At 60.3% G+C, this 12,031-nt stretch carries 12 protein-coding genes; 11 read left to right on the top strand and 1 reads right to left on the bottom strand.

Going from position 1 to position 12,031, the window contains the following annotated elements:
- Positions 1-70 precede the first annotated feature (70 nt).
- Positions 71-712: an HD domain-containing protein gene (locus ACYPXD_RS33040; protein WP_459722358.1), complete on the bottom strand. Its 642-nt coding sequence runs from the start codon at positions 710-712 to the stop codon at positions 71-73.
- 237 nt (positions 713-949) lie between these two features.
- Between ACYPXD_RS33040 and ACYPXD_RS33035 the strand changes: the two genes are divergently transcribed.
- The 11 genes from ACYPXD_RS33035 (at position 950) to ACYPXD_RS32985 (ending at position 11,980) form a co-directional block, all read left to right on the top strand.
- Positions 950-1,867: a LysR family transcriptional regulator gene (locus tag ACYPXD_RS33035; RefSeq protein WP_459722354.1), complete on the top strand. Its 918-nt coding sequence runs from the start codon at positions 950-952 to the stop codon at positions 1,865-1,867.
- 551 nt (positions 1,868-2,418) lie between these two features.
- A complete protein-coding gene (locus ACYPXD_RS33030) occupies positions 2,419-2,814 on the top strand; it encodes a hypothetical protein (protein WP_459722349.1) in 396 nt (131 codons plus the stop codon).
- A 15-nt stretch (positions 2,815-2,829) separates the two neighbouring features.
- A complete protein-coding gene (mqo, locus tag ACYPXD_RS33025; protein ID WP_459722343.1) occupies positions 2,830-4,329 on the top strand; it encodes a malate dehydrogenase (quinone) in 1,500 nt (499 codons plus the stop codon).
- Between the two features lie 96 nt (positions 4,330-4,425).
- Positions 4,426-4,851, top strand: coding sequence for a tautomerase family protein (locus tag ACYPXD_RS33020; protein ID WP_459722339.1), 426 nt, complete (start codon positions 4,426-4,428; stop codon positions 4,849-4,851).
- A gap of 544 nt (positions 4,852-5,395) precedes the next feature.
- Positions 5,396-6,049: a hydrolase gene (locus tag ACYPXD_RS33015; protein ID WP_459722335.1), complete on the top strand. Its 654-nt coding sequence runs from the start codon at positions 5,396-5,398 to the stop codon at positions 6,047-6,049.
- 152 nt (positions 6,050-6,201) lie between these two features.
- On the top strand, positions 6,202-6,495 hold the full coding sequence (locus ACYPXD_RS33010) for a XapX domain-containing protein (RefSeq protein ID WP_459722329.1): 294 nt from the start codon (positions 6,202-6,204) through the stop codon (positions 6,493-6,495).
- On the top strand, positions 6,492-8,381 hold the full coding sequence (locus ACYPXD_RS33005; protein ID WP_459722326.1) for an amidohydrolase: 1,890 nt from the start codon (positions 6,492-6,494) through the stop codon (positions 8,379-8,381). Before ACYPXD_RS33010 ends, ACYPXD_RS33005 begins: the two co-directional genes overlap by 4 nt.
- Position 8,382: 1 nt before the next feature.
- Complete coding sequence (locus tag ACYPXD_RS33000; protein WP_459722321.1) at positions 8,383-8,820, top strand: DoxX family protein; 438 nt, start codon at positions 8,383-8,385, stop codon at positions 8,818-8,820.
- 40 nt (positions 8,821-8,860) lie between these two features.
- Positions 8,861-9,715, top strand: a complete 855-nt coding sequence (locus ACYPXD_RS32995; protein WP_459722445.1) for a glyoxalase — start codon at positions 8,861-8,863, stop codon at positions 9,713-9,715.
- Between the two features lie 13 nt (positions 9,716-9,728).
- The gene (locus tag ACYPXD_RS32990) at positions 9,729-10,445 is read left to right on the top strand and encodes a YoaK family protein (RefSeq protein ID WP_459722318.1); all 717 of its coding nucleotides are present in this window, start codon (positions 9,729-9,731) and stop codon (positions 10,443-10,445) included.
- 62 nt (positions 10,446-10,507) lie between these two features.
- On the top strand, positions 10,508-11,980 hold the full coding sequence (locus ACYPXD_RS32985; RefSeq protein WP_459722315.1) for an alginate export family protein: 1,473 nt from the start codon (positions 10,508-10,510) through the stop codon (positions 11,978-11,980).
- Positions 11,981-12,031 lie beyond the last annotated feature (51 nt).

Raw genomic sequence — 12,031 nt, 5'->3', positions numbered from 1 at the left:
CTCCTCGCAAATGCAAGCGCGAGGATCGCTTCTATCACCATCTCGTGACTTGTCCGATACGTGTGCGTATTCAGTCTTCCCATGCAGAGCCAAAGATGAGACCGCAAAAGTTGATACGGCAAAAATCCGGATTTTGGCGGTCAAGCACGTCGGCATTGACTGTTCCGAACGTCGTTGCTGGCCGCCCCATCATTCCGGCGGACAGTGCCTCAATCAACGAGGACTTGAAAATTGGGCCGCGCGGATAAGCGCGAACGACTTCAATCCGGTTGGCGAGAGAGATCTCATCAAAGTGCCATGCCATCAGATCCGTTTCGATTCCGGCAAGCAGCAGGCCTATGAGGGGTGCCTCGAAGCCGGCAAGCCCAAATGTCGTATGAAGGGCGATGGCGTCCCACACGTCGAGTGAGGTTCTTGCTGCTACCTTATAGCTTCTCAGCAACTCAAGTGCAGCATCTGCACTATCCAGTTCAAATCGGCGCTGCGATGTTTGGTAGCGCGGCGAGAGTCCGTAGTGATGCAGCGCTGCAGCGATGAACAACAGTTCGTCCGAAAAAGCGATCCCGCGGCGCCGCCCGATCAATGCTGAAAAGAGGAAAACGCGCAACGCGTGACCAATCAATACGTCAGGCAGGCCCTCTCGTGCGACTGCGAGCGCGTGCTGCGCCATTTCACTGTCCGGGATAGGAATGCCTGCAACGTGCACCTGCATGTCTCGCTCCTTTTTAGCACCGTGCGCAGTGAACAATCGGATGCCAGTCGAGTGTAGGCGTGTCCGGACTGGAAGTCCTTTAACGGGCCTTAATTGTTCTTAATGGCGGTCCAATCGGCACGGAAATACTGTAGGCTAGCCGACAGGCTGCTGAATTGCGTCTGCCCTTTGAGGGCCATGCAATTCATCAAGAATGAGTCAGGCGAAGTTCGCTACTCCCCCTTCCGACGAGTGCCCATGAGAGCTATCGAATTACGCCAATTGCGCTACTTCTCGATTCTTGCAAGGGAACTCCACTTCGGCCGTGCGGCCGATCTGGCGTCCGTTACGCAGCCCGCGCTCAGCCAGCAGATTGCGAAGCTTGAAGAACTGGCGGGCGTACAACTGCTGAACCGTGACCGCCGCGGCGTCACCTTGACTGCGTCGGGCGAGGCCCTGCGCGACAACATCGACGCGATTTTCAATCTGGTAGACCATGCGCTGCGTGCGACCCGCGAGGCCGCGGGCCACAAGCAATTCAGGATTTCGATTGGTCTCGTTGAATATACGAATCTTCCTTTTATCCCACCGGCACTGATCCGGCTCCAGGCGCTTTATCCCGACATCATGGTGGCGCGTCACGAGATGAATGCCCTCCAGCAAATAGCCGCGTTGGCAAAGAATGACATCGATGTTGGCTTCGGGGTGCCCATCGGTGCGCCGCCGGACGACTCCGACGTCCTGATGCAACCTCTGCTTGAAGCACGCTGGGCGCTGCTGATGCGCAGCGACCACCGGCTTGCGAATGTCGATTGCCTCGACCTTTGCGATCTCGCGCAGGAACGCCTTATTGTCTCGGCGCGTGCCGTGAACGCTCCGCTATATGATTCGATTCTTGCCCACTGCGAGAAAGCGGGTTTCGTGCCGAACTTCGTTTATGAAACAACGCAGGCACAGGTCGGCATTACGCTCGTTGAGCAAGGGCTCGGTGTAATGATCGGAACAACTTATGTATTCTCTTCGCTTCCTAAGACCTTGCATTACCGGCTGATCAACGGCCTCCATCCGATTACGGTGCAAATGCTGTCACGCGCCAACGAACATGATTCGCTGATTCTTGATTTCCTCGAGCTGGCAGCCGAAGAAGCCCGTCGCCTGCAGACGCGTCTGGACTAAAGCGGCGGTCCGGGCGATGGGGTCATGAGCGACGCTTATCCCGCGCTGAGGTATTTCGAATTGGCCGAAAGTGTCGAGACTTCTCGTTAGCAGCCTGCGTAGTTGTCGGCGTCTTCTGTAACCTGTTGGACGTACCTCACATTCGACTAGCAGCGTGACTCGCCGATCCATCCGGCGGTGACGCTTGCAGGACAGGCGTACCGACGGCGATACCCAGCATTGCGCCCGCGTCGCAAGCAACGCGAAGGCGATTGCGCGCGGCGTTCGCGCGTCACTCCGTCCCGCGCCTTGCGCTTAATCTGCCCGGCACAAAAAAGGGCGTCCTCGTGCGCGATGATCCTCGCGGCGCCTGCCGATCACCACGGCTTACGTCCCACTAAACCAGTGTATCCGGCGCGCGATACCTTGATGTGAAGCGCAGGTATCCACGGGCATAGGTGCGCCGAATATTTGCGCAAGGTATCGTGATATCGAACTGCCGAAGTCGACGCCAGGTGTATGCACGCGCAGCGGCGCAATCGACTCGATTCAATCAATGAAGAGGTGACACGGTGATACGTTGTGTACGCATCTGGACAGGCGACGATAACGACAGCTACTTCGAGGAAGGCACGATCGGTCTGCCCAACGGGGAGCGCGGCGACGCGCTAAGCAGCCTCGCGCACGTCAAGTCGATCTCGTTTCGCGAGACCAGCGCGGGCGGCGCTTTCGAATGGCACGATGCCCCCGCCCGGCAGTTCGTCATGACGTTGAGCGGCACACTCGAATTCCAAACGCGCAGCGGCGAGCATTTCGTCCTGCGTCCCGGCGACGTTTTGCTCGCAGAAGATACGACCGGTAGCGGTCACCGCTGGAAGCTGATCGATAACGAGCCATGGCGGCGCGCTTACGTGATTCTCGAAGCCGGCGCCGACGCACTTTTTGTCGCCACTTCTGTTCATCCCTGAAGCGCAGGAGCGATGATGTCCACCACGAATATTCCCGAGCTCGCGGATGTCGTATTGATCGGCGCGGGCATCATGAGTTCGACGTTCGGTACGATGCTCCAGGAACTCGAGCCGACGCTCAGGATCGTCATGCTGGAAACGCTGGACGATTGCGCGCTCGAAAGCTCGGCCGCCTGGAACAATGCAGGCACCGGTCACGCGGCGAACTGCGAGCTAAATTACACGCCACAGAGGCCGGACGGCACCGTGGACATCTCGCGCGCACTCGAGGTCAACACGGAATTCGACGTCTCGCGCCAATTCTGGAGCTACCTCGTCGAAAGCGGTGCGATTGCGGACCCGCGTGCGTTTATCCACGAATGTCCGCACATGAGCTTCGTATCCGGCGACGACAATATCGCGTTCCTGCGCGCGCGCTTCAAGCAGATGTCCGCGCATCATTGCTATCGAAGCATGGAGTACAGCGCAAGCGGCCGTGAGATTGCCGATTGGGCACCACTCGTAATCGAGGGACGGGCGCCCGGCGAACCGATCGCGGCCACGCGTATCGCGAGTGGCGCCGATGTCGACTACGGCTCGCTGACCCGTTTGCTGATCGGGCATCTGGGAACGCACTCCGGGTTCTCGGCTCACTATCGACAGCACGTCGAGAGCCTCGAGCGCGAACCGGACGGCCGCTGGCGCGTCGAAATGCGCGATGCCGATACCCACCAGGTTAGCGCAATACGCGCAAAGTTCGTTTTTGTCGGCGCGGGCGGTGGCGCGATAGATCTCCTGCAGAAATCGAAGATCCCTGCAGGTCATGGCTATGGCGGTTTTCCGGTCAGCGGCATCTGGCTGCGTTGCGATGTCGACGCGATCAGCGAGCGACATCACGCGAAGGTGTACGGCAAAGCCGCACACGGATCGCCACCGATGTCGGTACCGCATCTGGATACGCGCATCATCAACGGCAAGCGCTCGCTGCTGTTCGGCCCGTATGCGGGATTCTCCAGCAAGTTTCTGAAACACGGCTCGTACGCGGACCTGTTCGAATCGGTACATGCGGACAATCTGTTGCCGTTGCTTGCGGTGGCGCGCGATAACTGGCAGCTCGGCGAATATCTGCTCGGCCAGCTGCTGCAAAGCACGCAGCACATGTTCGCGACGCTCCGCCAGTTCTTTCCTCACGCGAAGCGCCATGACTGGCAAAAGGCGGTAGCCGGCCAGCGCGTGCAAATCATCAAACCCGATGTGGGCAACCAGGGCGTGCTCGAGTTCGGCACCGAACTGATTACTGCGGAAGATAAGTCGCTAGCCTTTTTGCTCGGCGCTTCTCCCGGCGCGTCGACGGCTGCACAAATCGCGGTACAGGTACTGGAAAAATGCTTTGCAGACCGGCTAAGCGACAGCGCCTGGATACGCTCCCTGAAGAAGATGGTGCCGACCTACGGAATCGACTTGCGGCAGGACGCTGATGCATGCCGGACGAGCCGAACGCAAACCGCTAGGGCGCTTGGGCTTGCCGAGGGATGACGGGCGTAACTGCGAGGACCGTACCATACCGCCCCACGCGTCACAGATTTCTCGTCCACACTGCACAACCACAACCAATTTGAACGGCACCGGACAATGCCACTCGTCCGTATCGACCTGTCAGGCAATCTGCCTTCGAGGATCGTTCGCGGCATCGGCGACACGGTCGGCGAAGCGCTCAGAGCCATCGCCCACGTGCCAGAAGGCGACAAGTTCCAGGTCATCACATACCATGCGCGCGACGAACTCGTCTACGCCGCCGATGGATATCTCGGCATCACCTATTCCCTGGCCATCGTGTTCATTCAGGTCACCTGGAATTCCGGCCGACCTTGTGAAATGAAAAAGTCATTTTACAAAGCCTTAGCGGATGGAATTCACGCGAAGACAGGTTTGCGAAAACAGGACATCGTCATCAGCCCGATGGACGTCGCTCGAGAGGGCCGTTCGTTTGGCAACAGCGACAGGCAGTACTCAGAGAAGCAGGGCGTGAGTCATACGTGCTGTGGAAACATGTCGTGACGCTGCCCCTCGAGAATGTCGGCTTACATCGAAAAATTACCGTTCGCCCATTTTCCGGAATTTCATAAAGTTTAATAAATTTTCAGCCCATCTTTATGGAATTTCAGATTACGAGATAGTACTTCAGAACCTGTTTTCGACCGCCTGATTTACGCACAACGGGATTAACTTCTCGGTCTAGCACCTAGGTATAACTCGTGGTCATCCCCGGCATGATGGAGCGGACTGCGACGCTGCTCTAGACTGGTCCGCATTGCTCGGCAGCCTGCCGCGTCGGATACAGCCACCTTCGCTTTGTACGCGACGCCGACGCGTTGTACGCCTGGGTGCTCTCGCCCGACCACGGGCCGCGAATACGCCCGCTATTGAATCGATTAGCGTTGGTAATCGGTCAGCCAAGTTTTTCGAATTGGCCTTCAGGGAGGATGTTGCCCAAACTTGCTTCCAACACGAACCGAAGAGGTGAGTAGGTCCGTTGCCTGATATTGCAAACCCGCGCAATCCATCGCACGTTGCGCGTTTTTAATTGACTGGAGTAATTGAAATGGCCCAAGCCCAAGCGAAACCCGGAAAAGCCCTGCTGTCGCCCAACGACCACACGCTGATCATGATCGACCATCAATCGCAAATGGCTTTTGCGACGAAGTCTATCGATGCCGTCTTGCTGCGCAACAACGTCGCACTGGTCGCGAAGGCCGCTCGCGAGTTCGGCGTATCGACCATCCTGACGACGGTTGCCGAAAAGACCTTCTCCGGTCCGATCTTCGAAGAGATCAGCTCGACCTTCCCGGGCCAGGAAACCATCGATCGCACGTCGATGAATACCTGGGAAGACGCGCGTATTGCAGTGCGTGTGAACGAGATCGGCAAGTCGCGCATCGTGCTGGCTGGCCTGTGGACCAGTGTGTGTATCGTCGGTCCGGCGCTGTCGGCGCTCGATCAGGGATTCGAGGTCTACGTGATCGCCGATGCCTGCGGCGACGTGTCGGACGAGGCGCACGAGCGCGCGCTCGAACGCATGATTCAAATGGGCGCACGCCCAATGACGTCGCTGCAGTACCTGCTCGAACTGCAGCGCGACTGGGCGCGCACCGATACCTACAACGAAACGGTCAAGACTTCGGTCGCGCATGGCGGTGGCTACGGCCTCGGTCTGATCTACGCGAAGACCATGTTTGGCGGTTCGGAAGGGCATTGATTTTTCACGCCGGTTCGCCGCGCCGCCGGCTCGCCCGGCGGCGTTGACCGGGCCGCACAGATGCCGATCACCGTGATCCTCGATGCAGCAAGAAGACCGGTGATTGATTAGGATCGCGAATCGTAAAGCGATTAATCGACACCAGGATACCCATGAAACTCTATCTGTTGTCGCTCGGCGCCGGCGTGCTGGTCGGCGTCATCTACAGCCTGATCAATGTGCGATCGCCGGCTCCGCCGCTGATCGCGCTGCTTGGGCTGCTCGGAATGCTGGGTGGCGAGCAGGTGATACCGGTCGCGAAGAATCTGCTGGCCGGCACCACCCTCGCCGCTGCCTGGCGAAACAGTCAATGTTCGAGCCATATGTTTGGTCTGCTGCCTGGCCGTCAAGCCAATTCGCGAACCGAAACCCGCATGGCCGACAACACGGATAAGACTCAGCTATGAATGCCTCAGTCAATGCACCGGATCTGGTCCTGCACAACGGTCGGCTTACCACGCTCGATCATGCGAATCCCACGGCAACTGCAGTTGCGATCAAGGATGGCAAGTTCGTCGCAGTCGGCGCGGATGCCGAAGTGATGCGCCTCGTCGGCTCCGCGACGCGCGTGATCGATCTGAAAGGCCGCTCGGCGTTGCCGGGTTTGATCGATAACCACCTGCACATCATTCGCGGCGGCCTGAACTTCAACATGGAACTGCGCTGGGATGGCGTTCGTTCGCTCGCTACCGCAATGGACATGCTGCGCGCGCAGGTTGCGATCACACCGGCGCCGCAGTGGGTGCGCGTGGTCGGTGGATTTACCGAACATCAGTTCGACGAAAAGCGCTTGCCGACCATCGACGAACTGAACGCAATCGCGCCCGATACGCCGGTGTTCATTCTGCATCTGTACGACCGGGCGTTGCTGAATGCAGCGGCGTTGCGCGTGGTCGGCTATACGAAAGACACCCCGGAACCGCCGGGCGGCCAGATCGTGCGTGATAGCGACGGCAATCCGACCGGCTTGCTGCTGGCAAAGCCGAACGCGGCGATTCTCTATGCGACGCTTGCCAAAGGCCCGAAGCTGCCGCTCGACTATCAGATCAACTCGACGCGCCATTTCATGCGCGAATTGAATCGGCTAGGCGTAACCGGCGCGATCGATGCGGGCGGCGGCTTCCAGAACTATCCGGAAGACTACGAGGTGATCCAGAAGCTATCGGACGCCGGGCAACTGACGATTCGTCTTGCGTACAACCTCTTTACGCAGAAACCGAAGGCGGAGAAAGAAGACTTCATCAACTGGACCAGGTCGTCGAAGTACAAGCAGGGCAACGACTACTTCCGGCATAACGGCGCAGGTGAAATGCTGGTGTTCTCCGCGGCGGATTTCGAAGACTTCCGCGTCGAACGTCCGGACATGCCTGAGCAGATGGAAGACGACCTCGAGGGCGTGGTGCGCGTGCTTGCCGAAAACCGCTGGCCCTGGCGGATGCACGCGACCTACGACGAAACCATCTCGCGCGCGCTGGATGTGTTCGAGAAGGTGAACAAGGATGTTCCTCTCGCGGGCTTGCACTGGTTCTTCGATCATGCGGAGACGATCAGCGAGAAGTCGATGGACCGGATCGCGGCGTTAGGCGGTGGGGTTGCCGTGCAGCACCGGATGGCCTATCAGGGCGAGTACTTCGTCGAGCGCTACGGCACGAAGGCCGCTGAAGCGACGCCGCCGGTGGCGCGCATGCTTGAAAAAGGTGTTCGCACCTCCGCTGGGACCGACGCGACCCGCGTGGCGTCGTACAACCCGTGGGTCGCGCTCGCGTGGCTAGTGACTGGCAAGACGGTAGGCGGCTTGCGGATGTATCCGCAGCGCAACTGTCTGGATCGCGAGACGGCCTTGCGCATGTGGACTGAAAAGGTCACGTGGTTCTCCAACGAAGAGGGCAAAAAAGGCCAGATTCAGGTCGGGCAGTTCGCTGATCTGATCGTGCCCGATCGCGATTTCTTCGCGTGCGCGGAAGACGACATTGCCGATGCCACGTCGCTGCTGACGATCGTCGGCGGCAAGGTGGTGTATGGCGTCGACGATTTCGCATCGTTCGACGAAGGCGGTGTGCCGCCCGCGATGCCGGACTGGTCGCCGGTGCGCCGCTACGGCGGTTTCGCGGCCTGGAAGAATGGCACCGGCGATGCCGCGCCTTTGCAGAAGGTCGCCGCGGCGGGATGCGGTTGCGCCTCGACGTGTGCGGTGCACGGTCACGACCATCTGCGCGCGTGGTCGGGCAATGCGCCCACTTCGGACCTCAAGGGTTTCTGGGGGGCACTGGGCTGCGCATGCTGGGCCGTATGACATGAGGATAGGTGTGCAGAACCACCCCTTGTGGGTAGCACGGCTGCTCGGTCGGCGGTGGGTGCTGCCGCTGCTCCGGGTAGCGCTCGTGTCGGCTTATCTGGTTGGCGGCGCGCACAAGCTGATCGATTTTCACGGCGCGGTTCTGGAGCAGCAGCACTTCGGCTTGCGTCCGGGCCCGCTGTGGGCTGCCGCTGCAATCGCGGCGGAAGTCGGCGGATCGCTGTGCGTGATTTTCAACCGCTTCGTCTGGCTCGGCGCTGGTGCGCTCGGCACGGTGACCGCAGTGGCGATGCTGGTAGCAAACGATTTCTGGAATCGCACCGGCGTGGAGCATTTCATCGCGCTAAACAGTTTCTTTGAACATCTCGGACTGCTGAGTGCATTCGCGATGGTTGTGTGGATAGCCAATCTGAAGGAATTTTTTCATCATGCGTAATTTTAGGTCTCTAGTTGCGGCGGCAATCGTCGCGAGTTCGATGGTCGCTGCGTTGCCACTCGCGCAGGCAAAGGCCACGGCGGCGGGCTCGTTTGCCGTTGGTCCGCAATACGACACGACGCACGTCTATGTCGCGCCGCAGGACTTCGATAAATTCACCGACAGCCTGGTGGCGACGTTCGGCGGTCACAAGTCGCAGCAAGGCGTGTTTCAGGTGACGCCGACGCCCAGCCAGACGATGTCACAACTGGTATTCACACCGGTCGGCACGCTGTCGGTATTCGGCTTCAAGACACCGGTACCGTACCCGTTCGGCGGCGAGCGCACCGGCTATCTGGTCACCGATATGGATGCCGCCGTGAAGGCGGCGAGGGCGGATGGCGCCGACGTGATCGTCGATACGTTCCCGGATCCGATCGGCCGCGATGCCATCGTGTCATGGCCGGGCGGCGTGCATATGCAGCTTTACTGGCACACGCAGGCACCTCATTACGATGCGCTGCAGACGGTGCCGGAAAACCGCGTATACGTTTCGCCGGAGCGTGCTGACGCGCTGGTGCGCGATTTCACGAAGTTCGCGCACGGCAAGCTGCTTTCGGACGTGCGCAATGCGCCGGGCGTGGAGATTGGGCGGCCTGACACGACGTACCGGCGTATCCGCCTCGAATCGGGCTTCGGCAAGATGACCGTGCTGGTCACCGACGGCCATCTGCCTTACCCATTCGGCCGCGAGACGACCGGCTACGAAGTGAGCGATCTGGCCGGCACCTTGCAGAAGGCGCAGGCCGCAGGTGCAACGGTGCTCGTGCAGCCGTTCGCGTCGGATAACCGCGACGCTGCCCTGGTGCAATTTCCCGGCGGTTATATCGCCGAGATTCACGCCGCAGCGAAGTAAGCAGAGCCACGCTATGAAGTCGGAAGATAGCGTGCTTGCCGCGGTTGCAGGCTACGTCGATACGCTCAGCTTCGTTGCGCTTTTTGGACTGTTCACTGCGCATGTGACCGGCAACTTCGTGTTGATCGGCGCAGGCATCGCGGGGTTCGGGCAAGGCGTCTTCATCAAGCTGATGGCTTTTCCCGCGTTTATTGCCGGCGTGGCCACAGCAAGCGTGCTGGCGCGCCGGCAACTCGCCGCGGGACCCTTGTATGCAGCGTTTTTGCTGTACGTGCTGCAGGCGACGCTGTTGTTTGCGTTCTGCCTCGCAGGGGTTGCAATCGGCCGCAACGTCGACGCGAACAGCTGGTCCGCCGTGTCATGCGGCATGTTGGGCGCCGCCGCAATGGGCGTGCAGAACGCGCACGGCCGGCTCGTGCCGCGCGCGGCGGTCCCCAACACGGTGATGACCGGCAACGTCACGCAGTTGATTCTCGATGCAGTCGACCTGCTGTCTCCGTACACGCAGGTCGACGTCAAATCGGCTGCCCGCGCGCGACTCGCGAAGATGATCCCGGCCGTGGCCGCCTTCGCTGCCGGCGCGGCGGCCGGCGCGCTTGGTTTTCGCTTTGCGGGCTTTTCGGCGTTGCTGCTGCCGTTCGTCGTGCTGGCTGCGCTGGCGGTGTGCACGCGGCTCGCGCATCGCACCGCTTGCGCGCTGGCCCGCGCGCACGGCCGGGTCGATGCGTAGCCGCCGTGGCGCACGCGCGCCAGACGGACGCTGGTGTCTGCGCAGGATGTACAGGAGAGTCGATGTTTGAGGCCACACCGCGGCCGCGTTCGCTTCCCGCCGTGGACGTTGCCGCTTATCTGTCGATGGTCATGGCGGGACTGATGGCCTTGATCTGTTGCAAGGCGCATGCGGAAAGTGAAACCGGAGCGACGCCGCAGACTGTCGCAACCGCAGCCTGCAATATGAAGCGTCCGGTCGTGATGTTCAATCGCTGGCAGGAGGACTGGTCGGTGTTGTCGAATCCCTGCGTGCCGCGCGAGCCGCTCGATGGACTGAAATATATCCCGCTTGGCGGCGATCCCGATTCGTACCTGTCGCTCGGTGCCAATCTGCGCGAGCGGGTCGAATTCAACGATGCGCCGCTATTCGGTCTGGGCACCGCTCGTTCCGACACTTACGTGATCCAGCGCGCGGAGATCGATGCGGACGCGCGGCTCGGCAAGCGGCTGCAATTCTTTGTGCAGCTCGAAGACGCACGCGCATTCGGCAAGGACGCCGTGTCGCCGGTCGACAAGAATCCGCTGGACCTTGAGCAGGGATTCGTGACGTGGACCAGTCCACTTGGCCCGGGTAACGTGAAGCTGCGGGTGGGTCGGCAGGAAATGGCCTTCGATTTGCAGCGCTTTATCGCGGTGCGCGACGGCACGAACGTCAGGCAGGCCTTCGACGCGATCTGGGCCGACTACGAATACGGCAAATGGCGCGTTATCGGCTATGCCACGCAACCTGTGCAGAACCGGCCGATCTCCGCGTTCGACGATGTATCGAACCGCCATCTGACCTTCAGCGGCGTGCGCTTCGAACGTCAGGACGCGGGCCCAGGTGACGTATCCGGCTACTACTCGCGCTACAACCGTAGTGGCGCTCGCTTTCTGGATGCGAGCGGCGAAGAGCATCGCGACGTATTCGACTTGCGCTATACCGGCGAGACCGGCCGCGCGGACTGGGACATCGAGACGATGTACCAGTCGGGCCATGTCGGCAACAAGACGATTGCCGCATGGGCGCTCGGTTCGATCGCCGGCTATACGTTTGACGCCGCGTGGGCGCCACGCATCGGTCTGCAGATCGATGCGGCCTCGGGCGACCGTCATCCGGGCGACGGCCGCGTCGAGACCTTCAATCCGCTGTTTCCCAATGGTTATTACTTTGCGCTCGCCGGCTATACGGGGTACGCGAACCTCGTTCATGTCAAGCCGAGCCTGACCTTGAAGCCGTCCAGCAAGCTAACGCTGCTCGCCGGTGTGGCTTTTCAGTGGCGCGTGACGACTGCTGACGCGGTGTATCAGCAAGGCAGCGCTGTGGTGCCCGACACTGCGGGACACGGTTCGTTATGGACTGGCGTGTACACGCAGTTTCGCGCCGACTGGATGGTCAAGGCGAATCTGATCGCTTCCGTCGAAGCCGTGCATTTCGCGGTGGGCGAATCGCTGCGCAGGATCGGGGCGAGCAACGCCGATTATGTGGGCGTCGAGATGAAATATGGATGGTAGTTACGTTAGTGTACCGAACCATCCTTGTGGAAGGATCGTTCCGCTCTTGTT

It is taken from the genome of Paraburkholderia sp. 2C, from assembly GCF_054589215.1.
The sequence above is the reverse complement of the archived record's forward strand: the minus strand, read 5'-3'. Positions and strand labels throughout refer to the sequence as shown.

Excerpts from the sequence above, each read along its gene's own strand:
- ACYPXD_RS33000 (WP_459722321.1), top strand. The coding sequence starts at position 8,383 with ATGAGGATAGGTGTGCAGAACCACCCCTTGTGGGTAGCACGGCTGCTC.
- ACYPXD_RS32985 (WP_459722315.1), top strand. The coding sequence starts at position 10,508 with ATGTTTGAGGCCACACCGCGGCCGCGTTCGCTTCCCGCCGTGGACGTT.
- ACYPXD_RS33040 (WP_459722358.1), bottom strand. The coding sequence starts at position 712 with ATGCAGGTGCACGTTGCAGGCATTCCTATCCCGGACAGTGAAATGGCG.
- ACYPXD_RS32995 (WP_459722445.1), top strand. The coding sequence starts at position 8,861 with ATGGTCGCTGCGTTGCCACTCGCGCAGGCAAAGGCCACGGCGGCGGGC.
- mqo (WP_459722343.1), top strand. The coding sequence starts at position 2,830 with ATGTCCACCACGAATATTCCCGAGCTCGCGGATGTCGTATTGATCGGC.
- ACYPXD_RS33010 (WP_459722329.1), top strand. The coding sequence starts at position 6,202 with ATGAAACTCTATCTGTTGTCGCTCGGCGCCGGCGTGCTGGTCGGCGTC.
- ACYPXD_RS33005 (WP_459722326.1), top strand. The coding sequence starts at position 6,492 with ATGAATGCCTCAGTCAATGCACCGGATCTGGTCCTGCACAACGGTCGG.
- ACYPXD_RS32990 (WP_459722318.1), top strand. The coding sequence starts at position 9,729 with ATGAAGTCGGAAGATAGCGTGCTTGCCGCGGTTGCAGGCTACGTCGAT.
- ACYPXD_RS33015 (WP_459722335.1), top strand. The coding sequence starts at position 5,396 with ATGGCCCAAGCCCAAGCGAAACCCGGAAAAGCCCTGCTGTCGCCCAAC.
- ACYPXD_RS33035 (WP_459722354.1), top strand. The coding sequence starts at position 950 with ATGAGAGCTATCGAATTACGCCAATTGCGCTACTTCTCGATTCTTGCA.
- ACYPXD_RS33020 (WP_459722339.1), top strand. The coding sequence starts at position 4,426 with ATGCCACTCGTCCGTATCGACCTGTCAGGCAATCTGCCTTCGAGGATC.